Annotated in this window: 21 protein-coding genes and 3 pseudogenes; 19 read left to right on the top strand and 5 right to left on the bottom strand. The window is 59.1% G+C overall.

All coding sequences use genetic code 11. The features are described 5' to 3' along the window. Positions 1 to 192 precede the first annotated feature (192 nt). The 12 genes and pseudogenes from BIGA_RS01655 to BIGA_RS09795 all read left to right on the top strand — a co-directional run bounded on the left by BIGA_RS01655 (position 193) and on the right by BIGA_RS09795 (position 14,244). A complete protein-coding gene (locus BIGA_RS01655) occupies positions 193 to 1,518 on the top strand; it encodes an ABC transporter substrate-binding protein (protein ID WP_033507966.1) in 1,326 nt (441 codons plus the stop codon). A 146-nt stretch (positions 1,519 to 1,664) separates the two neighbouring features. Beyond that, on the top strand, positions 1,665 to 2,591 hold the full coding sequence (locus BIGA_RS01650) for a carbohydrate ABC transporter permease (RefSeq protein ID WP_034259540.1): 927 nt from the start codon (positions 1,665 to 1,667) through the stop codon (positions 2,589 to 2,591). After that, the gene (locus tag BIGA_RS01645) at positions 2,588 to 3,586 is read left to right on the top strand and encodes a carbohydrate ABC transporter permease (protein ID WP_034259537.1); all 999 of its coding nucleotides are present in this window, start codon (positions 2,588 to 2,590) and stop codon (positions 3,584 to 3,586) included. The genes BIGA_RS01650 and BIGA_RS01645 overlap by 4 nt, the downstream gene beginning before the upstream one ends. Positions 3,587 to 3,713: 127 nt before the next feature. Then, complete coding sequence (locus BIGA_RS01640; protein WP_033507957.1) at positions 3,714 to 5,801, top strand: beta-galactosidase; 2,088 nt, start codon at positions 3,714 to 3,716, stop codon at positions 5,799 to 5,801. 55 nt (positions 5,802 to 5,856) lie between these two features. Beyond that, positions 5,857 to 6,916 (top strand): annotated as a pseudogene (locus BIGA_RS01635) (LacI family DNA-binding transcriptional regulator). A gap of 182 nt (positions 6,917 to 7,098) precedes the next feature. After that, positions 7,099 to 7,716, top strand: coding sequence for an arsenate reductase/protein-tyrosine-phosphatase family protein (locus tag BIGA_RS01630; protein WP_034259534.1), 618 nt, complete (start codon positions 7,099 to 7,101; stop codon positions 7,714 to 7,716). 104 nt (positions 7,717 to 7,820) lie between these two features. After that, on the top strand, positions 7,821 to 8,141 hold the full coding sequence (locus BIGA_RS01625) for a helix-turn-helix domain-containing protein (protein ID WP_051916993.1): 321 nt from the start codon (positions 7,821 to 7,823) through the stop codon (positions 8,139 to 8,141). Beyond that, complete coding sequence (locus BIGA_RS01620) at positions 8,125 to 9,234, top strand: endonuclease/exonuclease/phosphatase family protein (RefSeq protein WP_237744015.1); 1,110 nt, start codon at positions 8,125 to 8,127, stop codon at positions 9,232 to 9,234. The genes BIGA_RS01625 and BIGA_RS01620 overlap by 17 nt, the downstream gene beginning before the upstream one ends. Positions 9,235 to 9,342: 108 nt before the next feature. Next, a complete protein-coding gene (gene rfbB / locus BIGA_RS01615; protein WP_033507933.1) occupies positions 9,343 to 10,362 on the top strand; it encodes a dTDP-glucose 4,6-dehydratase in 1,020 nt (339 codons plus the stop codon). Positions 10,363 to 10,607: 245 nt separating this feature from the next. Next, positions 10,608 to 11,864 carry an ISL3 family transposase gene (locus BIGA_RS01610; protein WP_081929321.1) on the top strand — a complete coding sequence of 419 codons (1,257 nt, stop codon included), beginning with the start codon at positions 10,608 to 10,610 and terminating at the stop codon, positions 11,862 to 11,864. A 151-nt stretch (positions 11,865 to 12,015) separates the two neighbouring features. After that, positions 12,016 to 13,689 (top strand): DUF6119 family protein, encoded by a 1,674-nt coding sequence (locus BIGA_RS09150; RefSeq protein WP_081929319.1) that lies wholly within the window; start codon positions 12,016 to 12,018, stop codon positions 13,687 to 13,689. Between the two features lie 291 nt (positions 13,690 to 13,980). Then, the gene (locus BIGA_RS09795; protein ID WP_033508012.1) at positions 13,981 to 14,244 is read left to right on the top strand and encodes a hypothetical protein; all 264 of its coding nucleotides are present in this window, start codon (positions 13,981 to 13,983) and stop codon (positions 14,242 to 14,244) included. Here the strand turns inward: BIGA_RS09795 and BIGA_RS10075 are convergent. Continuing rightward, positions 14,245 to 14,389, bottom strand: a pseudogene (locus tag BIGA_RS10075) (IS256 family transposase); the annotation flags it as partial. On the opposite strand from BIGA_RS10075, the gene BIGA_RS09140 reads away from it, so the two are divergent. From BIGA_RS09140 to BIGA_RS09125, 7 genes and pseudogenes are all read left to right on the top strand, one after another. Beyond that, positions 14,346 to 14,792 (top strand): helix-turn-helix domain-containing protein, encoded by a 447-nt coding sequence (locus tag BIGA_RS09140; protein ID WP_237744014.1) that lies wholly within the window; start codon positions 14,346 to 14,348, stop codon positions 14,790 to 14,792. The pseudogene BIGA_RS10075 and the gene BIGA_RS09140 overlap by 44 nt on opposite strands. A 279-nt stretch (positions 14,793 to 15,071) precedes the next feature. After that, positions 15,072 to 15,653 carry an IS3 family transposase gene (locus tag BIGA_RS09420; protein ID WP_162175549.1) on the top strand — a complete coding sequence of 194 codons (582 nt, stop codon included), beginning with the start codon at positions 15,072 to 15,074 and terminating at the stop codon, positions 15,651 to 15,653. A gap of 119 nt (positions 15,654 to 15,772) precedes the next feature. Continuing rightward, the gene (gene istA, locus BIGA_RS01595) at positions 15,773 to 17,248 is read left to right on the top strand and encodes an IS21 family transposase (protein WP_034259531.1); all 1,476 of its coding nucleotides are present in this window, start codon (positions 15,773 to 15,775) and stop codon (positions 17,246 to 17,248) included. After that, positions 17,245 to 18,027, top strand: a complete 783-nt coding sequence (gene istB / locus BIGA_RS01590) for an IS21-like element helper ATPase IstB (RefSeq protein ID WP_394295732.1) — start codon at positions 17,245 to 17,247, stop codon at positions 18,025 to 18,027. The genes istA and istB overlap by 4 nt, the downstream gene beginning before the upstream one ends. 150 nt (positions 18,028 to 18,177) lie before the next feature. Further along, positions 18,178 to 18,327, top strand: a complete 150-nt coding sequence (locus BIGA_RS10070; RefSeq protein ID WP_394295737.1) for an IS3 family transposase — start codon at positions 18,178 to 18,180, stop codon at positions 18,325 to 18,327. 25 nt (positions 18,328 to 18,352) lie between these two features. Continuing rightward, positions 18,353 to 18,955: pseudogene (locus BIGA_RS01585) on the top strand (DUF3427 domain-containing protein); the annotation flags it as partial. A gap of 347 nt (positions 18,956 to 19,302) precedes the next feature. Further along, on the top strand, positions 19,303 to 19,743 hold the full coding sequence (locus tag BIGA_RS09125) for a DUF1294 domain-containing protein (RefSeq protein ID WP_081929315.1): 441 nt from the start codon (positions 19,303 to 19,305) through the stop codon (positions 19,741 to 19,743). A gap of 233 nt (positions 19,744 to 19,976) precedes the next feature. Here BIGA_RS09125 and BIGA_RS01580 read toward each other — a convergent pair whose 3' ends face one another. From BIGA_RS01580 to BIGA_RS01565, 4 genes are all read right to left on the bottom strand, one after another. After that, positions 19,977 to 21,578 carry a hypothetical protein gene (locus BIGA_RS01580; RefSeq protein WP_051916992.1) on the bottom strand — a complete coding sequence of 534 codons (1,602 nt, stop codon included), beginning with the start codon at positions 21,576 to 21,578 and terminating at the stop codon, positions 19,977 to 19,979. A gap of 41 nt (positions 21,579 to 21,619) precedes the next feature. Continuing rightward, positions 21,620 to 22,057, bottom strand: coding sequence for a hypothetical protein (locus tag BIGA_RS01575; protein ID WP_152595953.1), 438 nt, complete (start codon positions 22,055 to 22,057; stop codon positions 21,620 to 21,622). 524 nt (positions 22,058 to 22,581) lie between these two features. Next, complete coding sequence (locus BIGA_RS01570) at positions 22,582 to 22,950, bottom strand: HepT-like ribonuclease domain-containing protein (protein ID WP_033505894.1); 369 nt, start codon at positions 22,948 to 22,950, stop codon at positions 22,582 to 22,584. Continuing rightward, a complete protein-coding gene (locus tag BIGA_RS01565) occupies positions 22,947 to 23,444 on the bottom strand; it encodes a helix-turn-helix domain-containing protein (RefSeq protein WP_237744012.1) in 498 nt (165 codons plus the stop codon). Before BIGA_RS01565 ends, BIGA_RS01570 begins: the two co-directional genes overlap by 4 nt. Between the last annotated feature and the right edge of the window lie 2 nt (positions 23,445 to 23,446).

The following is a 23,446-nucleotide window of genomic DNA, read 5'->3' as shown; positions in this document are numbered from 1 at the left end:
CAGGGGCGCCTGTTCGACCGTTGATCTGAGGGCGCGGAGGCGATGGGTTGGGTGCGACGGAGGGTGGGGGCGCCCCTTTGATTTGACATCGTGGTATACCGGTGTACTATGGCAATAGGTACACAGCTGTACCAATTGAAAACCAAAGGTTGCTGTTTAGAGTTGAATAGCGACGCAGGAAGGAGAACATCGATGAGGAAGTCATCTTTCGGGCTGAAGGTGCTCGCCGCCGGAACCGCCGCGATGACGGTGCTGGCGATGGCAGCGTGCGGCGGTGACGACAAGCCCGCGCAGTCGGCCGATGGAGAACTCAGCGGCGAACTGTCCGTCTGGGGCTGGGGCAACGGCATGAAGGAACTGGCCGAGGCGTTCGAAGAGGCCAATCCGGGCGTGACCGTGGAGTATGCCGCCCAGAGCAATGCGTCGGATGCCGCGATGAAGCTGACCAACGCGATCGCCGCCGGCAAGGGCGCTCCGGACGTATGCATGCTGGAGGATGCCATGGTCAGCCAGTTCGCGGTCCAGGAGGGCATCATCGAGCTTGACCAGTTCGGTGCCCAGGACTACGCCGACGACTTCGTGGCCGGTCCGTGGGGCAAGCTGCAGGTCAACGGCAAAGCATACGGCATGCCGCTGGATTCCGCGCCCGAGGTGCTGTACTACAACAAGGCCGTGTTCGACAAGGCCGGCGTGACCGAAGCCCCGACCACGTGGGACGAGTATTACGAGGCGGCCAAGAAGATCCGTGAGCTGGGCGAGGACTACTACATCACCAACAACGCGGGCTTCCAGCCGTTCACCGCACAGGCCTGGCAGGCCGGCGGCCACATGTGGACGGTCGACGGCGAGAATCTGACCATCGACATGACCAAGAGCGAGGGCATGCAGCGCTATATCGACTTTACGCAGAAGCTGATCGATGAGGACCTGATCAACGTCCGCATCAATGCGTGGTCGGATGACTGGAACCGCAGCCTGAACGACGGCACGCTCGCCTCGCTGACCATCGGCGCCTGGATGGCCACCAACCTGAAGTCCAGCGCCCCGGAGCAGTCCGGCAATTGGCGCGTCGCCCCGCTGCCGAAGTGGACCGACGGCGGCGAGAACGGTTCCGAGGACGGCGGCTCCTCGTTCACGATCACCGCGCAGGCCAAGGACACCACCCTGGCGTGGGCCTTCGTGGAGTTCGCCACGCACGGCGAGGGCGCGCAGGTGCTCACCGACGAGGGCGGCCAGTTCCCGTCCCTGAAGTCGATCCTGAACAGTGATGAGTTCATCAACGCGGACGACGAATACTTCGGCGATCAGAAGATCAACCAGGTGCTGGTCGAGGCCGCGAACCAGGACATCACCCAGTTCCAGTACCTGCCGTACACCCAGTACGCGACCACGATCTACCCGGACTACACCGGCCCGGCGTACATGGGTAAGGTCAGGCTGGAGGACGCGCTCCAGGATTACGGCGAGGCCCTGGCCGAGTACGGCGAGCAGCAGGGTTACACGGTTACGTTGAAGTAACGCATGTGAGTCATCGGGACCGCGGACTCGTTTCCGCGCCGGAGAGTGGGTATACGATATACCCATGGCCGTGTGGGACGCCGTTGTCCGCGGTCCCGTATGACTCATCTGAATGATCAGTACACAATGAAGTGGAAGGATTCGGTATGGCAGGGAACCTTGGTACCCAAGCCGTTGCGTCAGGTTCGGCGGTGCGGGTGAATAAGCATAAGCCTGATTGGCGTGGTTGGAAGTTCATGTGGCCGTTCGCGGTGGTGTTCGTGTTGGTGTTCATCATCCCGATCTTCTATGCGATCTATATCTCGTTCTTCGAGAAGCGTATGGTGGGCGGCACGGTGTTCGTCGGGATCGACAATTACATCCGTCTGTTCGGGGATGATCAGTTCTGGGCGTCGTGCGGCCGGGTGGCGTTGTTCACGGTGGTGCAGGTGCCGATCATGCTGTTCCTGTCGGCGGTGATGGCCCTGTGCATCGATTCGATGAAGCTGCACGGGGCGAAGTTCTTCCGTATCTCGACGTTTTTGCCGTATGGTGTGCCCGCGGTGGTCTCGACGATGATCTGGGGGTTCATGTACGGGTCGAAGTACGGCCTGGTGGGCTCCCTGAACGACCTGTTGGGCACGAATATCGACGTGCTGAGCCCGGATGTGCTGCTCGCGAGCATCGGGAACATCGTGACGTGGGAGTTCGTGGGCTACAACATGCTGATCTTCTACAGCTCGCTGTCCACGATCCCGCACAGCCTGTATGAGGCGGCGTCGATCGATGGGGCGTCGGAGTGGCAGATCGTCAAGAGCATCAAGATCCCGGAATTGAAGGGTTCGTTGGCGATCACGGTGATCTTCTCGATCATCGGCTCGTTCCAGCTGTTCAACGAGCCGAACATCCTGCAGAACATGGTGCCGGGCAACGCGATCACGACGTACTACACGCCGAACATGTACGCGTACAACCTGAGCTTCAGCGGTAACCAGAGCAATTACGCGGCGGCCATGGCGATCGTGATGGCCGTGATCACGATGGCGATCGCGTACGCGGTGCAGCTCAACAGCATGAAGGAGCAGATGAAATGACGAGCGCAACCAATCATCGTCTGGCCATGCAGGAGCTCAAGGCCCAGGAGAAGGCCGCCAGGAAGGCGGAGAGGGAACGGCAGAGGCGGGTCGCGCGCGACGAGGCCGCGGAGCGCAGGCGGGCCGCGAAGTCCGGGTTCGCGAACGTGGCCAACCCGCGGCGCAGCACGCTGATGACGATCCTGTGCTCGATCTTCGCGATCTACTGCCTGTTCCCGTTCGTGTACCTGCTGATCAACGCGACCAAGTCCCAGGCGGACTTCACCAGCACGTTCGGCCTGTGGTTCGGCGGCGAGTTCAACCTGTGGGACAACATCGTGACGGTGTTCACCTACCAGGACGGGATCTTCGGCCGCTGGTTCCTGAACACGATCCTGTACGTGGTCGTGGGCGCGGGCGGCGCGACCCTGCTGGCGATCATGGGCGGCTACGCGCTGGCCAAGTTCCGCTTCCCGGGCCGCAAGGCCGTGTTCGCCGTCATCATCGGCTCGATCAGCGTGCCGGGCACCGCGCTGGCGGTCCCGCAGTTCCTCCTGTTCGCCCAGCTGGGCCTGACGAACACGCCCTGGTCGATGATCATCCCGAGCCTGATCAGCCCGTTCGGCCTGTACCTGATGTGGATCTTCAGCGAGCAGGCCGTCCCGACCGAGCTGCTGGAGGCCGCGCGCGTGGACGGTGCGGGCGAGTTCCGCACGTTCTTCCAGGTCAGCCTGCCCCTGCTGGCGCCGGGCATCGTGACCACGAGCCTGTTCACGATCGTGGCGACGTGGAACAACTACTTCCTGCCGTTGATCATGCTCAAGGACGCGGACTGGTACCCGCTGACGATCGGTCTGAACCAGTGGAAGGACCAGGCCAACACCGCGGGCGGCACCGCGATCCAGAACCTCGTGATCACCGGCTCGCTGATCACGATCATCCCCCTGGTCATCGCGTTCCTCCTGCTGCAGAAGTACTGGCAGTCCGGCCTCGCCGCCGGCGCCGTCAAGGAGTAACAACAGCCGCTGTCCCGTAGGCCGGGCCATCGCAGGCCGAAAGGGCGGCGGCGCAACGCAACACCATACGGGCGCGGGCCACACCACCCGCGCCCATCCCATACCCATCGCAAGGAGCACCACGACGATGAACATCCGCAGACCATTCCGCTGGCCAAACCTGCTGACCGAAACCGGACGCGGCATCGCGTACGGCGGCGACTACAACCCCGACCAGTGGCCCGAGGAGGTCTGGGACGAGGACATCCGCCTGATGACCAAGGCCGGCGTCAACACCGTGGCCCTGGCCATCTTCAGCTGGGACCGCATCCAACCCGCCGAGGACACCTGGGATTTCGACTGGCTGGACCGCATTATCGGCAAGCTCGGCAAGGCCGGCATCGCCGTCGACCTGGCCTCCGCCACCGCGGCCGCCCCATTGTGGCTGTACCGGGCGCATCCCGAGGTACTGCCGGTGGAAGCGAACGGCAACGTGGTCCACGCCGGATCCCGCCAGTCATGGCGGCCGACCAGCCCGGTGTTCCGTGAGTACGCGCTGACCTTGTGCCGCAAGCTCGCCGAACGGTACAAGGACAACCCCTACGTGACCGCCTGGCACATGGGCAACGAATACGGCTGGAACAACGCGGTGGACTATTCCGACGACGCCGTACGCGCGTTCCAACGCTGGTGCGAGGAGCGCTACGGCACGCCGGAGGCGGTGAACGAGGCGTGGGGCGCCGCGTTCTGGTCGCAGGAGGTCCGCAGCTTCGACGAGATCGACGTGCCCCGCCACATGGGCGCCGATTCGATGGTCAACCCCGCCAAGCAGCTGGACTACACGCGTTTCTGTTCGGACGCACTCAAGGAGTTCTACCGAACGGAGCGAGACGCCATTGAGGAGATCTGTCCCGACAAGCCATTTACCACGAACTTCATGGTCTCCACCGACCAGTGCACGCTCGACTACGCCGACTGGTCCGCCGAGGTCGATTTCGTGTCCAACGACCACTATTTCGTGCCCGGAGAATCCCATTTGGACGAGCTGGCCTGCTCTGATTCGCTGGTCAGCGGGTTCGCCGGCCACAACCCGTGGTATCTGATGGAGCATTCCACGTCCGCCGTACAGTGGAAGCCGGTCAACACGCGCAAACGCAACGGCGAGATGGTCCGCGACGCCCTGGCCCATGTGGCGATGGGCGCGGACGCCGTCAACTTCTTCCAGTGGCGTCAGTCGCGCTCCGGCGCGGAGGCGTTCCACTCCGCCATGGTGCCGCACGCGGGCCCGGATACGACGGTGTTCCGCGAGGTATGTGATCTGGGCGTGATACTGAAGCGCCTGTCCGACTCGGGCGTGCAGGGGACATGTCCTGTGGATGCGCCGACCGCGATCCTGTTCTCCGCCGGCGCCGAATGGGCCACGCGCAGCCGCACGCTCCCCAGCGGCCAGCTCAGCCATTGGCATGATATCCGCGACTGGTATCGCGCGTTCCTCGACACGGGATCCCGCGCTGACGTGGTGCCGCTGTCCGCCGACTGGAGCGGATACGGCACCGTGATCCTGCCGACCGTACTGGTCTTGTCCGATGAGGACACGGCTCGCCTGGCCGCGTTTGCCGAAGATGGCGGTCGTGTGGTGGTCGACTATGCGACCGGCATCGTGGACGACAACTTCCGCACCGGCTTAGGCGGATACCCGGGTGCGGGCGATGGGCTGCTGCGCCGGATGCTGGGCGTGCGCGGCGAGGAGTTCAACATCCTGGGCCCGATCGACGGCGAACCGGATGCGGTGCGGCTGTCGAACGGCGCGGTCAGCCGGCTGTGGCAGACCGTGGTGACCTCGGTGGCCGCGGACACGGAGATCGTCGCCTCCTACCATGGTGCGGATGCATCGGAATGGCAGATCGACGGCGTGCCCGCCGTCACACGGCACCCGTACGGCAAGGGCGAGGCCTGGTACGTCGGTTGCGATCTGGATCGTGCGGACATCGCGCATCTGCTGCGGTTCGAACTGGCCAGGTCGCATGCTTGCACCGACCCGACGCACCGCCATGACCCGCGCATCCTGCACGTGGCTCGCGTCGGCGAAGGCGGCCGGTTCGACTGGTATTTCAACCGGGCCAAGGAACCGGTGGAGGTGCGCGTGGGCGGCGAGGTGGTGGTGCTGTTCCGCGGCGACGACGTGCCCGGCGGCTACGTGCTGCAGCGCAACGGCGTGGTGCTGGTGCGCTCCTGACGGTCCCGCCCGCCGAGGTACACTGACTGCATCATTGAACCGATAGGGGGATGGCATGAGCGATGCGGCGAAGCCCGACAGGAAGCGCGTGACGTTGCGTGACGTGGCGCGCGAAGCCGGCGTTTCCCTGAAAACCGCGTCGAACGTGATCAACCAGACGGGGCGCATGAGCGAAGCGACCCGCGAGAAGGTACAGCGGATAATCGACGACATGGGCTACCAGGTGAACATGGCGGCCCGCAACCTGAACTTCCAGCACACCGGATTCGTAACCCTGGCCGTGCCGTCGCTGAAACCGCCGTACTTGGCCGAATTGGCCGACCATGTGATCGACGCGGCGCGCAAACGCTCCTATTCGGTGTATGCAATCACATATGACGGTTCGGATACGGCCGCCCGTCATGTGCTCGACTCGTTCAACAACACAATCAGCGACGGTATCATCATGTCGCTGCCGGAAGGCAGCGAGCTGACCCCGGATGATCTGGACGTGGAATATCCGCTGGTGTGCGTGGGCGCGCGGACCACCTGGGGACGTGCCGACTGGGTGCGCACGGATGACGTGGCCGATGGCGCGACCGCCGCGGAGTATCTGTTCCGCAAGGGGGCTACGCGACTGGCCGTGGTGGGGGGCGCGCAGCCCGTACGACCCGGAGGGGTGGCGTGCCGCCGTGGATGGCAACGCCGCGATGCGTCTGCACGGGATTATGGACGCCTGCGCGAAGCACGGGCATGAGCTGGATCCGCGGTTGCTGGGCGTGACCGGTCAGGACTGGGGCATCGGCGGGGGAGTGCGCGCCATGCAGCAGGTGATCGACTCCGGCGTGCCGTTCGACGGGGTGGTGGCGTTGAACGACCAGCTGGCCACGGGCGTGATCACCGCGCTGGCGGCCAACGGATTCTCCATCCCCGACCAGGTGCAGGTGATCGGCTTCGACAACATCGAGGAATCGCAGTACCTGCAGCCGCCGCTGACCACCATGGACTCCTGTCTGAGCTGGATAGCTCCCACAGCCATGGAACGGCTGATCGGCCGCATCCGCGGTTACATCACCGACCCGGAGACGCTGTCGATCAGGTCCACGGTCATTCCCCGCGCCACCACGCGCATCTGAATCGGCGGCGTACCGTTCGGCGGTTTCTGTTGCGCGGGGCGTTGCACGCGCCGGTGAACGGCCGGTTTTATGGAACGTGCGCCGGGAGGGCGTTCTTCCGCGCATGGAGTAGACTTGATGAGTCATGATAACGCCGTGTCCGGCCGGATACGGCGGATATACGAGAGCAAGGATTCCCGCGCATGCACATCATGTTCGTATGTACCGGAAACATCTGCCGTTCGCCCATGGGCGAGCTGCTGTTGAGCCGCTACCTGGCCAACACGACGGTGCAGGTGACCAGTGCCGGGACCCGTGGTCTTCACATGCATCAGATCGATCCGTCCAGCGCGCGGATGTTGGACAGCGTCGGCATCGATTCCAGCGGGTTCCGCTCCCGGCGTCTGACCCGCGAGATGGCCGAATCGGCCGACCTGATCCTGTGCTTCGAAGCGGCGCAGCGCAACCAGATCGTGACGTTGGCGCCAACCGCGGTGCGTTACACGTTCCAGCTGAACGATTTCGCGAATATGTGCGAGTATGCCGCGCGGAATGGTCTGGTCCGGGGGTTGACGATTCAGGATCGTCTGCAGTCGGTGATCGACGCGTCGTCGTATATCCGTCCGCTGGTGGAGGCTCCGAAGGATATCGCCGATCCGATCGGCCGTGATATTTCGGCATTCCGCCAGGCCGCCGAGGAAACGAACCGCGCGCTGCGCACGATGCTGGCCAGCATGCGCAAGCATTACCGCGTGGAGGCCGCGCCGGAGCGCCCGCAGCTCGCCCGCCCCGATTTCGATTCCCTCATCAGCGCCAACTGAGTTCCCGCGCGAGGGGCGCGGCAGGCGTTCCTGATATCGGTTACGCGTGGGGCGGAACGGCGGCTGATAGTATTGCTCATGCTTATTTTGAGTAGGGGGCAGCAATGGGCGATCAGAATCAGTACGACTACCGTGAACTTGCGTATGACTTGCATAAGGCCGCAGGGGATCTGCTGGAAGATCTCGTCGCGCTCCGCAAAAGCCGTTGTATGACGCAGCGACAGCTGGCTGCCGGGATGAATGTGTCACAGTCCTACGTGTCCCAGATAGAGAACGGCGAGACGAATCTGGTCTCCCTGCTGACGGATTACGCCTTGGAGGTCGGTGCCCGGATCACCTATGTAGTGGAACCGGCGGAGCAGCGGCCGAAAGGGAGCAGGGATGCCTTCCGGCAGGAGGGAATCGCCGATGGAAACGGCCGTTGATTTCGGGGCCGGTTCTGGGCTGGCTGCGGAGACTGCGCGGCCGGAGAGCCAACCGGCTGCGGTCAAAGGACCACACACCCGGTACCGTTGGCTGGCGGCACTGCTGTGGGCGGCGACGTTGGGCATCGTGCTGGTGATGGTGCTGCGAATGTCACCGAACGGCGTGGACGGTAAGCGTTATATTCCGATTGTGGTGGCGTTTGTGCCGTGGATGGCGGTTCCTTCCGCCGTGATTCTGCTGGTGGCGTTGGCGATCCGCCGCCGTGCGCTGGCCATGGTCAGCGTGTTGTGCCTGGCGGTTCAGCTGGTGTGGCATGTGGGGTTCCTGTATCCGCGAGCGTCGCTGTCCGCCTCGGCGCGGTCGGCTGTGGCGCAGTCGAGCGTGGTCACCGATGACCGGTATGCGCGCATCATGACGTTGAATACGCGCAATGGCTTGGCTGATGCGGCCGCGATTGTGCGGACCGTGCGCGAGCAGCATGTGGAGGTGCTGGCGTTGCAGGAGTTGAATCCGGCGTTGATTTCCCGCCTGAATGAAGCCGGCTTGCGCGAGCTGCTGCCGTATGCGGTGGTGGCGGACGCCTCCCCATCCGACAATGGCGGGGTGAACGGAGTGTGGAGCGCCGCCCCGATGAGCGAGCCGACGAAAGATCTGATCCCGATCGAAGCGTCGAGCATCCCCGCTGCGAGCATCGATTTCGGGGGTACGGTGATTCGTTTCGGCTCCGTGCACCCGTTTTCGCCGCGGCCGAGCAATCAGGGGCTGTGGGACCGCGGCTTGGGGGCGATTAGTCAGCTGCAAAGGGATGATTACACGTTTGTATTGATGGGTGATTTCAATGCGACGTGGGATCATGCGAGTTTCCGCTGCCTGCTGGGTGGCCGATTTGTGGATTCGGCGGAGAACGCGGGCGAGTGGTTCCATATGACATATCCGGCGAACAAGAGGCTGTTCGGCCGGATTCCGGTGCCTGCCGCCGTGGAAATCGACCATATCGTGCACGACCGCGGTGTGACGGTCGGCGACCTGGATACGGTGGTGATTCCGGGAACCGACCACAAGGCCCTGCTGGGTACGCTGGAGGTGCGGTGACCGGTCCGGGGCAGTGCTGGCAATCGGTTTCGCGCAACCTGCGGCCGGCCGCGACCGAGACGGCAACCCAACAGACACCGCCGCCGTGTTCACGGTATTCTGGGAGCCATGACTGAGACGTGCGCGCCCAAGAACATCCTGGTGACCGGTGGTTGTGGGTTTATCGGTTCGAATTTCGTGCATTACGTGGTGAACAACCATCCCGAAACGCATGTGACGGTGTTGGACGCGCTGACCTACGCGGGCAATCCGGCGAATATCGCGGGGTTGCCGGCTGATCGCGTGGAGTTCGTGCATGGGGATATCTGTGACGCCGATCTCTTGGACCGCTTGGTGCCGGGGCATGACGCGATCGTGCATTACGCCGCCGAATCGCATAACGACAACAGCATCGCGAACCCGGAGCCGTTCCTGCGGACGAACGTGGAGGGCACCTACCGTCTGCTGGAAGCAGCTCGCAAGTATGACGTGCGCTACCACCACATCAGCACCGACGAGGTGTATGGCGACCTGGCACTGGATGATCCGAACCGGTTCACGGAGCAGACCCCGTACCATCCGTCCAGCCCGTACAGCTCCACCAAGGCGGCTTCCGACCTGTTGGTGCGCGCCTGGCACCGCACCTATGGAGTGCGCGCCACGATCAGCAACTGCAGCAACAACTATGGTCCGTACCAGCATGTGGAGAAGTTCATCCCGCGCCAGATCACGAACATCCTGACGGGTATTCGCCCGAAGCTGTACGGCGACGGCCTGAACGTGCGTGACTGGATCCACACGGATGACCATTCCTCCGCCGTGTGGACGATTCTGACGAAGGGGCGGATCGGCGAGACCTACCTGATTGGTGCGGACGGTGAGCGGAACAACATCACCGTGCTGCGTGACATTCTGGAGGTCATGGGCCAGCCTGCCGACGCGTTCGACTGGGTGAAGGATCGCCCGGGCCACGACCGCCGTTATGCGATCGATTCGACCAAGCTCAGGACCGAGTTGGGTTGGGCCCCGGAGCATACGGATTTCCGCAAGGGACTGGAACGGACGATCGCGTGGTACACGGAGCACCGCGACTGGTGGGAGCCCACCAAGGCCACCACTGAAGCCCGGTACCAGCAGCAGGGCCAGTGAGCCGCCGGGAAGATGAGTGGCGGCCGGCCAACAGGTCCGTTCGCACAATGACGCGGAACGTGTCGGACGTCATGATGGGATGGGAGTAGATCGTGATATGGGCAGGGGGCGGTATAAAATTTGAGGCTCTTGTGTTGTTTTCGTGGGTGGTGGCTCGTCGTTGAGCCGTTGAATACGAAGGTGTGAGGGGCGCTTCCTGTAGGTTTGTTTTTCGACCAAGAATACAACCGAGGAAAGCGCCTTGGTTGAAGAGCATATTCAAGCGATTGCTGAACGTCAAAGACATGATGGTCGAGGACGTGTCGTTGGACGACTCCCCGCTACGCGACGCGCCCGTCCTGGTGGCGCGCGTCAGGTGCAGGAAGGGAGCGTCGCGCTGCTCGCGCTGCGGGCGAAAGGCCCCGAGATACGACAACGGCGGGGGCGGGCGAAGCTGGCGGCACCAGGACTTCGGTTGCTTCCGCGTCGGGCTTTCCGGCCCGGTCCCGCGAGTGGAATGCCGTCTGCACGGCGTGGTGGTCTCCCGGGTGCCGTGGGCCGAGCCGGGCAGCCGGTTCACCCGCGACTTCGAATCCGAGTGCGCATGGCTGATGACGGTCGCCGGCCAGAAGACCGTGAGCGGTTTCCTGCATATCGCGTGGAGGACCGCCGGCGACATCGCCAGACGGGTCGCCGGCCGGCCGGAGTCCTCGATGCCGTGCATGTTCGACGGGTTGCACGCGATCGGTGTGGACGAGACCAGCCGCAGGAAGGGCCACGCGTACATCACCGTCATCGTCGGCCACGAGCGCGGACGCGTGATCTGGGCGCACGACGGGCACGGCAGACAGGTCCTCGACCTGTTCTTCCGACAATTGACGCCGGAGCGGCGCGCGTCGATCCGGATCGTGACCGGCGACGGGGCCGGATGGATCGACTCGTCCGTGGCCGAGCACCGCCCGAACGCCGAACGCGTGCTCGACTCGTTCCGCATCGTCTCCTGGATGACCGACGCGCTCGACCGGGTCGGGAAACGGTTGTGGAACCAGGCCGGGCGCGACGGGAACGAAACGGCGACCGAGGCGATGCGCGGCGTCGCATACGCCGTGCTCGGGAACCCCGGCGACCTGACCGAACGCCGATCCACGGCCCTCGCCACACTCGCCGACGCGGATCCCAAGGGCCGGCTCTACCGCTCGTGGCAGCTCAGGGAACTCCTGCGCACGCTCCCGCGCCAGCCCGTCGAACGGGCCGAAGCGGAACTCAAACGATGGATCGGCCGGGCGTCCCGCTGCCGCATCCCCGAGATCGTCGAACTATGCGGGAAGATCCGCAGACGCCGCGACGACATCCTCACAACCATCAGGCTCGGCTATTCCAACGCCAGGATCGAAGCGTTCAGCAACAAGATCAAGGTCACCATCCGCATGGCCTACGGCTTCCGCGACACGGACAACCTCATCGCCATGATCAAACTCAGATGCTCAGGACCACCCATCCACCTACCAACACCCATCCTCTAACCTACGAAAACAGCAGAAGCCTCAGAAATATAGAATACCCTTACTTCATATCAAAACCTATTTTCTCCAACCCCGGCCAAGGTTCGAAAAACAAAAGAAGTCCAAATTGACATTCAAAACAAAGAACTGTAACATTACATAAAGCCTACGAATGGAGTGGGGAATAATGGTTGGAATCAATATCTATAAGATAGACAGCGATAAGTCCGTCCCTTTTTACCAGAACCTTTGCTCGAACATGAAACGAGTAGGCGAAACGCGTTCATTCAAACGAGTAAATGAACGAAATATGACAGTGAATTACACTTGCACCCTATATACGTCAATTCCAAGCAAAGATAAAGAACTATCATGGAACTGGGTATTAGAGGAATTCAATCAAGAAAAGAAGTGTATTCCACCTGCCCCGAGAGGCATAGTTGTCTTTCAGAACGAAGACAACACCCTGTACGCCATAACGTTTGGCAATGCATTCTTTTTGGTTGATAAATTTTGCGACAGAGATTTTGGCTTCAGGTTTGCGCGCAAACTTGAATATGACAATATCAAAACAACCACATTAACAACACCAGACTCACACCGAAACAAAACAGTAAATACATATATTGATTATAACGAACTAGAATTTGACAGCGGCGAATCTTTTGCAAAACTTAAAGCCAAAGTTAAATTACCTGACAATTTCACCTTATACAAGGCATCAATTGAAGTAGGCACTTCTATACGATTTTCAACCAGCAACAATACTTTAGACGGATTATTAGACTTAATATTACACATAGAGCATGTAATTAGTCACGAAGCCGATAAATGCAATATACCTATGTTTACAAAAGTAAAAGATGCGGACAAAATAACACGTTTGGACGAAGAATTAAATAAAGCAATCCTAAGCAACGCAACACAGATTAATTTCTCCGAACTGGAAATAATCGGAGCAACGGAAATATTTAACCATAATGATTGCGAATATCTTTTTAAGTATCAAGGTAAACAGTATAGAACTTCAGCCCTTACAAACGAAGAATTGAAATCCTTTTGTGCAAACAATCAATTGGATTATGGCCCCTTGATGTTGAATGCCACTGTTACCGTGCTAAACGACAATACGCCTGTACATTCGCATCGCATAAAGGAACTGATTGACTACACCAACGACAGCGAGCTGTGCTTGCTCTCTAAGGGCGTTTGGTATCAATACAACCAAGACTATTTAACATATTTACGCGATTCAATAAATGAAATTGAAGTTAGATATGATCCTAAATTTGATTTTTCCGAACAGATATATAATGAATTCATTAACCAGCAATATATTCTAGAGTATACAAACAATAACATAGATTGTAAAATCGCCAACAAAGAGAGTATAATTAAATTATTAAAACATAAGTATTACACTGAAAGAGCATTTAATATTATATGCTCAAAATCTGGCGATTTTATAAATTTTGACCGAAACACAAACACGATTGGCACAGCTAAAGTCGAACCGATGGATTTATATCAAAAAAAGGAGCATACTATTTGTGCCGTCAAATTCGGAAATGTTTCTTCCAAATTGTGTTACGCAATCGACCAATCCCTTGCCGCACTAAAACTGTGTAAACAAAATCAGATTCACGTCAACGACACATCCCTTACTGTCACTTCTGTTGCTCTTTGGTTTATCTTGGAACGACAGACCCATATTGAAGATGAGAAAGGACGCCCTCAATTAGATGAACTAGACATGTTAATGTTGAAAAATAGATTAGATCAATGGAAAAAAGAAGTTCGTCTGCGCGGATACAAACCTCTAGTTTATATTAATTATCGCAAATAACCTTTATACCAGATAAGTGCGGACGTTTTCTCGTAAGGGGCTGCGGACGTTTTCTTGGAGACTGAGCGAGAAGTTTTCCGCATGTTCAGTCTTGAGGAACGTTCGAGGGCGGTGGAGTTGTATTTCACCACGTCGATGGCAACGGCCCAGGTGGTGGATCATCTGGAATATCCGACCAGGCAGTGTCTGGAACGTTGGTTGGCGACGGATCCCCGGTATGCCGGCCGTATGGCCTAATCCATCATCCCGCTGGAGACACGGCGGAAGGCGATTGAACTGGTTTGGGGTGGCATGCGACAGAAGCAGGCCGCCGAACAGCTCGGCGCGGGCGTCAGCGCGGTGTATAACTGGGGCAGGACGTACCGGAAGGGCAGCATGGCCGCGTTGCAGCTTCGGAACAGGAACGACGGTCAGGCCGACAAGCCCGCGTCGCGACGGGGCGCCGGAGACGACGATGACGTGGGGACGTTGCACTGCAGGGTCGAGGAGCTGGAGTCGGGGGTTTGTGCCCGAAAAGTTGCGCAGATGTGGTTCCGCCCATCCATGGCGCGGTGATCAGTTCGTTTCCATGAGCCTGTCATTGAGTCGGGACATGTCCAGGTAGCGTCGGCTTGACCATTTGTTGGCGGTGACGTACCGGACGCGCGCATATGAGCATGAGCGCGCTCCTGCCGTCCGGGAAGCTGCCGACGACCCTGGTGGGTTGGGGGCTGCGGACGTTTTCTTGGAGACTGAGCGGAAGGATTGTTGCCGTGTCCGGTCGCGAGGAGCGTGAGCGGGCGGTGGAGTTGTATTTCTCCACACCGATGTCCACGAAGCAGGTGGTGGAGCATCTGGGGTATCCGACCAGGCAGTGTCTGGAACGGTGGCTGCGCGACGATCCCAGGTATGCGGATGCCGTCCCCAAGCCGCCCATACCGTTGGAGACGCGGTGTCGCGCGGTGGAATTGTGCCTGTCCGGTATGCAGCAGAAGCAGGTGGCGACGGAGCTTGGCGTCAGCGCCGGTGCGGTGCATCATTGGATGAGACTGTACCGCGCCGGTGGAATGGCGGCGCCGGAGACCGGAACGGAGGGATGCCATGCCGCAGGCCGGAACCGATAGCGAGCCGTTGGGCGATGACCCGGATGTGCTGCGTCGGCGGATACGGGAGCTGGAGTCGGGGGAACGCGTTGATGCGGGAGGCGGTTCGGGGTCGTAAAAAAGACCCGGGCGCCGACCTGCGGCGCCTGTCGAACCGGGAGAAGACGATGCCGGTCGACCGGCTGAGGCCGAGGTATTCGCTGAGGTCGCTGACATGCTTGCCGCGGTATCGCGCCCAGCAGCTACCACTACCACCACGCGAGGCTCGGCGTTGACAAGTACGCCGGGCTGCGCGCCTGCGTGGCGCGGGCGTTCGCCGATTCCAAGGGCCGGTACGGGTACCGGCGGGTCAAGGCCGCGCCCGGGACGGGTGTCTCGGAGAAGGTGATCCGCAGGATCATGCGCGAGGACGGGTTGGTCGCCCATGTCCCCGGACGGAGACGCTACAGCTCGTACGAGGGCGAGGTCACGCCCGCGCCGGACAACCTCGTCAACCGGGATTTCACCGCTCCCGCGCCGAACGTGAAGTGGCTCACGGACACCACGCGGGATCAAGGCCAGCGACGGAAAGGTGTACCTTTCCCCGATGATCGACTGCTACGACGGCATGGTCGTGGCGCACACGGCCGGGACGTCGCCGAACGCGGAACCGGCGCGACACGATGCCGGGTCCGGGCCGCCGCCACGCTGCGGCCCGGCGAGCGTCCCGTGGTCCACAGTGACCGCGGTTGTCATTACCGGTGGCCGGGATGGCTGGAACGGATGGGCCGGTACGGCCTGGTCCGGTCCACGGGCGCGAAGGGGTGCAGCCCCGACAACGCCGCGGCTGTGTTTGTTCAATGGAATTGTGGCCGGTTGAGCATCGTGTTTCAGTCCAGTTGAGCGGTGGTTTTTAGTCCATTTCGCCGAGATAGTGGCGGAAGCGACACCGGTCCGTCAGGGTCCGGCTATTTTCCCGAGTTGAGACAGAACGACCGGATGGTCCTCGGGAAAGGAAAGGAATGACGATACCGGTGTCAATACAACAACGTATCAGGATTCTCGATGCGAGGGGCGTCTCGTGGCGCGAGATCGCCAGACGGCTGAACGTGTCCAGGGACACCGTCCGCAAGTACGCCGTGATGGAGGATTGCTCGCCCGCGCCCAGGGCCCGTTCCTCCGGGCGCTCGGGGATGGACGGGTATTCGTCTCTAGTGGATTCGTGGCTGGCCGCCGACCGGCGCATGCCGCGCAAGCAGCGGCATACCGCCAAGCGTGTGTACGACCGACTGGTCGAGGAGGCGGGGTTCACCGGCTCGTATTCCATGGTGCAGCGTTACGTGAAGCGCTGGCGGGAGGATCACCGGCTGCCGGACGACGGTTTCATGGAACTCGAGTGGAGGCCGGGGACCATGCAGGTCGATTTCGGCCAGGCGCTGGCGGTGATCGGTGGGGCGGAATCCACGGTGCATTGCCTGGTCGCCTCGTTCCCGCATTCGAACATGCGGTACGCCGCGGCCCTGCCCGGGGAGAACGCGGAGTGCGTATGCGAGGGGCTGCTGGAGATCTTCGAGCACATCGGCATGGTCCCGCCGCTGATGGTGTTCGACAACGCCACAGGCGCCGCGCACCGGGTCGCGTGGGACAGAATCCGTGTGGTGAAGGTGTTTCAGCTGTTCTGCGAGCATCACCGGATCGAGGTCAGGTTCTGCAACCCCTCCAGCGGATGGGAGAAGGGAAGCGTGGAGAACGCGGTCGGCTTCCTGCGCCGCAATCTCATGGTCCCGCCGCCCAACGCCGAGAGCCACCGGCAGCTCACCCGCCATCTGCTGTCCGGATGCGACGCCATCGCCGACGTCGACCATTACCGGTCCGGCAGGACGATCCGGGACATGTTCGCCGACGACCTCGAGGACATGCTGCCACTGCCCCGAGCCAGGTTCGACGCCGTCGAATGGGTTGAGCGCAGGGCGGACAGGGAGGGTAACGTCGAGATCGACTCCAACCGCTACCTCGCGGGCCCGTCGTGGCGCGGGTGGACGCTGCAGGTCGGCCTGCGCGCGTTCGACGTGGAGATCCGCACCCGTGACGGCAGGAAGGTGAACACGCTGCCCCGCGTGTATGGCAGGTGCGGGAGAACCGTCAGGAACCCGGCTTGCCTGCTGCCCGCGCTGGCCAGGAAGCCCCGCGCGTGGGGCGAGAGCCCCATACGCGGGGACTTCCCCGGCAAGCTCCGGCTGCGCATCGACGCGATGGACTCCGGGGATCGGCAACGCACGCTCCGTCTGATCGCCAGGGCGTCGGACGCCAGCGGCTTCAAGGCGGCCACGGCCGCCGCCGAGCATCTCGTCGAGCAAGGACACGGCATCGACGAGGCCAGCCTGATGACGCTGGCGCGCAGGATCGCCGCGGGCGAGACGCCGCACGAGGAGTCCGCGCCCGACCTGCATGACTACGACCGGTTCATGCGGCCGGCCGATGACAGGAAGGAGGCATGATGACCAAACCCAAGACCGCGCAGCCCGACACGAGACGGCGTCGCGCGTCGACCGGCGCGATGATGGACCGGATCATGGGGCTCGCCCGCCGGCTCCCCCTGACCCGACAGGTGCTCGCCGAACAATTGGAGACGGCCACGCCCGCGCAGATGGAGTTCATGCACGCGTGGATGCTCGCCGAACTCGACTCCAGGGAGCGTTCCAAACGCGCGCGTCTGCTCAAGCAGGCCGGGTTCCCCCAATCCAAGGAGCTCGACGGCTACGACTGGACGCCCCTGCGCTTCCCCGTCGACTACGGGCGGCAGGCCCTCGAATCCCTCGACTTCGTCGAGCACACGGAGGACGTGGTCATGTTCGGCCCGCCCGGCACCGGCAAGACCCACCTGGCCATCGCCCTGGGACGCCAGGCCTGCCGGCAGGGAATCCCCGCCCGTTTCTTCACCGCCGCCGAACTGGTCATGCGGCTATTGCGCGCCAGCACGGAAGGCAGGCTCGACCGGGAGCTCGCCCAGATCGGCAGGGCGCGCCTCCTGGTCATCGACGAGCTCGGATACGTCCCGATCGACGAGGAGGGCAGCCGCCTGCTGTTCCAGGTCGTCACCAACGCGTACGAAAGGCAGAGCGTCATCTACACCACCAACATCGAGTTCAGCGGATGGGGCAGGATCTTCGGCGACCCCAACATGGCCGCCGCGATCATCGACCGCACCGTCCACCACGGCAGGATGATCAGATTCGAGGGCGACTCCTACCGCAAGACCCACGCCCTCATGCAATAACCAAACAAGGACCAGACACGACCGGTGACGAAATGGACTAATTTCCCCCGCTTTTTCGGACTGAAACGACACGCCACAATGGACTACCACAGCTTGACAAAAGACACGCGGCCGAGGGGTTCTTCGGCCGTATGAAGGTCGGGTCCGTGCATCTCCGGGCATTGGGAGGAGCGTACGTGCGAGGAGGCCGGCGGCCTCGCCGGCGAGTACATCCGCTGGTACAACCATTCGAGGATCAAACAGTCGCTGGGCTGGAAAAGCCCGGTAGAATACAGAACAAGCCAGGGGCTGGCCGTATAGGAAACAACTCCAAGAAAACGTCCGCAGCCCCAACCGTACATTCCGCATCTTCTTTGCCGACACAATCCGGTGCGGGCTGATGGCGTGCCATGAGATGTTCGAGCGCGCTCGGGTGGGACGTCGGGTTTTCGATCGCGGATTCCTGTATGAGCAGAAGTACAAGCTGGCGGATGTCATGCGGCTACTGGGCTGGTCCGACGAGATGAACGGGCAGAACGTCGGCGGATACTTCTGCCATAAGGCATCCAGCACCATGCCCATCTTCGTCAAATACGCGAACAGTCAGTATGACGACCGGTTCCTCGGATTGCAGGAGATGCGGTATTTCAGCAAGAACAACCGCACCGAGGATTCGCCGGAGTTCCAGTGGATGAAATACGGCTATGGCACGGAAGCCTGGCAGGAGGACCACTTCATTCCGTTGTTCGTGATGCGCAAGGAGGAATCCGACGAGGCGAAGTACTACTACGTCGGACACGTCGCCGCAGTCAACGACTTGCATACCATTACGCGGAAGACCGAAGGAGATGGCGGCGCAACGGTGAACCTCGCCGTCGCCAACCTGCGTCTGGCCAGGCCCCTGGACCCCGAACTGTTCCGTCATTTGACGGGTATGGCGACGTCGTGATTAGGTGGTCAGCATAGTGGTTGCTACTAACTGAATAATTTCTGTCCAGGTTGGTTCACCAGGGTCTGATCCTTCGCTGGCATTGGAATTCTTGACTCTTGTGATGCATCCATCTTGTTGTCGGGAATGAGGACTTGGTTAGGATGATTCTAGATAGAATTGTCGTAAAGAAACGTTGCGGTAAGGACTGGTCATGGATTGTTTTCTTATATATCTCATTGTTGTTAACGTGTTGACTTTTTTTGTTTTTTACTATCGATTTTCTGTACCATTGGCATACTGGAAATGACGGTTTGATACATCCAAATGTACTTAATTTGTTTGGTGTTGCTGGTGGAGGCTTGGGGATGCTTGCAGCATTCTTAGTGTGGGATCGTAAAGTCGTAAAAGATAATGTCGCGTGGCGGTTTATTTCCATAATTTGCGTTGTCGTATGGGGTATGATTGTTGCAGTAGTGTATGGATTTATTGATATTGATATCCAGTCACTAATGAAACAATTAAACATGGATATCGTTATCCCTCTTGTGGTCTATCTACTGATAATAAATACTGTGACTTTTATTCTGTTTGTTGTTGATAAAATTAAAGCAATACGAAGGTCATATAGAATACGCGAATATGTATTATTGATGGCATGTTTTCTTGGTGGAGAAATAGGTGGACTGTTGGCTATGATTGTTGCGAATCATAAAATTAGGACTTGGTATTTTCTCTTTGGATTACCATTCCTGTTTTTGGTGCATGGCGCTGTCTTTCTTTATTGTCATGCGGCAGGCATTGTATAGCAATAGGCCCTGTTCGTTGTGGCGTTGAGAAGTGCTTATTAAGACGATATCTTTGGGGTGCGATGAATCATCTCCGTAAGTCGAAGAACGTTTAGATTCTTGTCGTCACATTCCCGTGGCTCGAGAATCATATATAGGGCAAACGCCATCATCGTCTCTTCTCGCGACCAATTACGCCGCGTGACTTTGATGATGGTTGTGCTCATGCAACAGGATACCGCTTCTGCGGTTGATCATCCTTTCCTCTTAAACATTGCACTAAACATTCCGCCGATTGCCTTTCCGGCATCATTGAATGCTTTGTCCGCTGCTTCCCCTGCGTTCTTACTCATATCGCCGATTGCCTTACCCGTATCGTTTAAGACCTTACCTGCGGCGTCGACGGTATCGCTTGCAGCGTCTGCTGCTGCTTGTCCAGCAGAATTCAAGACTTTGCCGGCATTGTCGATGAGATCGTTCGCCCCACGAACTGTTGCGTTGATCGCGGAGGCCGTTCCTTCGGCAGCGGCCTCCGCCCCTTTTCCGATGGAGGAAACTACTTGTTCTCCGCCGTGTATTGCGGCGTCGGCTGTGTTTCCAATAACGCTTCCTGCTGTTTGTGCTGCGGAAGAAATTGCTTCTCCGGCTGTTTCTGCGCCGTCGTGTACTTGACGGGCAGCGTCCTGCGCGGAATGGTGAATGTGGTTGGCTACATTGGAACCGAAACTCGAGATGGCTTTAACGCCTTCCGCGCCTTTTTCGATGACCAGATCACGAGCGTCGACCGCCGCTTCGATCCATTCCTTGGCTTTGATGGATTGCTCAGTGGCAGCAATGCCGAGAGCTTCGTTGAAATCGTTGATTTGCGAGGCAATGGTGTTGCCGCTGTTGATGACCACGTGGGAATCGAAAGGGTGCAGGAGCACTTGTTTGTTGGCTTTCCCTGAAATGGTACGGATGCGTTGGTTCAGATTCGTGAAGGTGCTCGATACCAATTGCATGCGTTGTTGTTGATTATCGAGTTCTACCTTCCGGTGACGCATGAGCTCTTCGGGGAAAGTATCCCGTACGCGGTCAAGTTTGAGTATGCTGTACCCATCTTGTAGTTCCAAACTTCTCGCTAGTATAGCAATCCATTGACTGACATCGCCGATGCCGCGTTTCATTATGTTCGCTTGTTTGCTGACATCTTTGGCTCGTTCGAGTTTATCTGCGAACGCGTCTAGTTGACGTAACGCGTAGACCTGAGCTGCGGCCAATGTTTGTTTGGTGTCCTGCACACCAGCCCAAGTGACTTCGGAAACGCCTCCGAACTGCTCTCGTTCGGACATCGCTTCTGCGATAACCAATCCCGCGCCAACCATCTTGGAAATTTCTGAATCTTTTTGTGCGCGGAGAATATCGTCGACTTTTTGGTCAATGACCTTAAGGTAGTCGGTAACTTGCCCCATCATTTGTTGTAATGCGAGCTGTGTCATTAACGTACCGACATTGGATAGCATCATTGGGTTGACGGCTCCGGGTGCGTTGACGAATTGCACGTTTCCTTTGATGCCTCTGTATCCGCCTTGACCAATGACACCGGTGAATAATCCTGTGGTATTGCTCTGAATAAGGCCGAATTCCTGAATCTTACCGACACTTTCTTCCGAAAGCTGTACCCATCGGCCGGATAGCTGAGCAATGTTGGCAGCCGCATCTAACGAAGCCCCGAAGAGAGAAGCAATCTGTGATGCCTTGATATTGACATCTCGGGATTCCAATCCCTGTTCCTTAAGGAACTGCGTAATGTCGGTTGAATCGCCCAACACCATAAGTCCATAGTCATCGGCAATGAGTTGAATGTCACCGTTCACTGATTGTCCTTACTTTTTTCGTGATATGAATCCAAGTCGCTCTAGTTGATTGCTGCGTTGAATACACTGTCCAGTAATTTTTTAGACCTTTGCTGTAGCTTTTTAATCTTTTTCCGATCGCTGACAGAAGCCTTGCTGATAAGCTCGATACCTCGTCTGATTTTGTTCAGTTCGTCACGCCATTGCGTAATCGGCGCATCATCGGATAATTCGGTGGCTCGGGATTCGATGAGTTCTTCGACGGCGTCACACTGCAGTTGAATTCGTTCCAATGGTGTTGCTTGCTGTGGAAGCTTGGACAGCTTTTCCATCAAGTCGATGAACCGTTGCGAAAGATTCATCTGCTTCAGCCACAGTGTGAGTCTTTCAATCATTTCCGGCGTCACAAATTGTAAAAGCGTGGCGGCCGCTCCCAGCAAAGCGGCTGCTTTGCCGCCTTTTCTGATGACTGGGGGCGCACTCTTCTTTGAAGTAGTCATGACTCTTCTCTTTTGCATTTGTGTCTCTAATGTCTTTCATTATACGTGTAAGCGGTTTGCGTGATGGCCGAATTTAGCCTACAAGCCCTGTCTCTGGCGTGTGGCTATCGAGATTACACCGGATTGTCGGTTGCTGCAGACGGCGAAGGAATCCTCCTGGGAGAGCCGCTAAGGGGTGGATGGTCGCCAGTAGCGCTTCTGTGGAATGCTTGATTGATGAACAAGTGGAAGATTCTGGAACAGGGGTCGCACTACTTAGCGGCTCACCATTCAAAGTTGCGAAAATCGACGGGTCGTAATTTGTATCTTGAAGTAGTGCGAACCTTGATCAAAGGCTCGCCCATCCGTGCCGATTGTTATGCCGGGAATATGCAGTACATCAGCCATTACGCGTCTCCGCTCGGCGGCATCCTGCTGGCTGCCGATAATTGCAGGCTGACCGGCTTATGGTTTGAGGGGCAGAAGTACTTCGCCCGCCTGCTGACCCACGACCACGAGGAGCGGCGCTGCGAAGCGCGCATCGGCTATTCGATGTCGTCAACAATCGGTTGCAGCAATTCGATGAGATGTGGGACATCGACGGTGACGGTGCGATAGAGCTCGTCGGCGTCGATGGCGTCATATTCATGGACGATGATGTTGCGTAATCCGCGCAGTTGCGGCCAGGGTAGGTCGGGTATTTCGGAGATGAACGCATCGGAAAGTTGGTTCGCTGCTTCCTGGGCTTGGATAAGCTCCATGGCCACTGAGTTCAGCAGCGGCCTGTTGTCTTCCAGATCGGCTGCAGATGGTGCCTTGGCTGCATCTGCAGCCGCAAAGCTGAGATGCTCCACCAGGCGCAGCAACGTGGTTTCGTCGCGGAATCGTTGATCGGTGTGGGGTTGGGCGTTCATGCTACACGCACCAGATCGGGGCGGATGTGTTCCAGGAATCGCTTGCTGGCTCGGCTGTGAGCGGCCTTGTGTTCCAGTGCGTCGAAGGAGAGCAGCGACACGGTCCTGCCAAGTGCCGATTCCAGTTCGTCCTTAAGGTGCGCGGTTTCGAATAGGCCGTGTTCAGTACCGGCGTTCTTGCGGTATAACAGGTCGATGTCGGAATCTGGCCGGGGGCAGCCTTGCACAAACGATCCATACGCATACAATTCGGCGACGTCGTTACGCCGGGCAATATCTTTGACCAGCAGTCGAATGGTCTCTATGTCCAGTGTGCTGGAACTGGGGTAGGTATCCAGAGCTTCCCGATACCGCTGCAGGAAATTTTGCGTTGGGTTTCCGCCATGTTCTGCGCGTGACAAGGCCGATTGTGTGGTGCCCATCGCATGCGCGACCGCCGCCTGACTCAGCCCGCGGCGAATGCGCTCCTGCTTCAAATCGTCAATCATCGCCATGT

The sequence above is a fragment of the Bifidobacterium pullorum subsp. gallinarum genome (assembly GCF_000741215.1).
GTDB classification, from domain to species: domain Bacteria; phylum Actinomycetota; class Actinomycetes; order Actinomycetales; family Bifidobacteriaceae; genus Bifidobacterium; species Bifidobacterium pullorum_B.
This window is presented reverse-complemented; position numbering and strand designations above follow the sequence as displayed.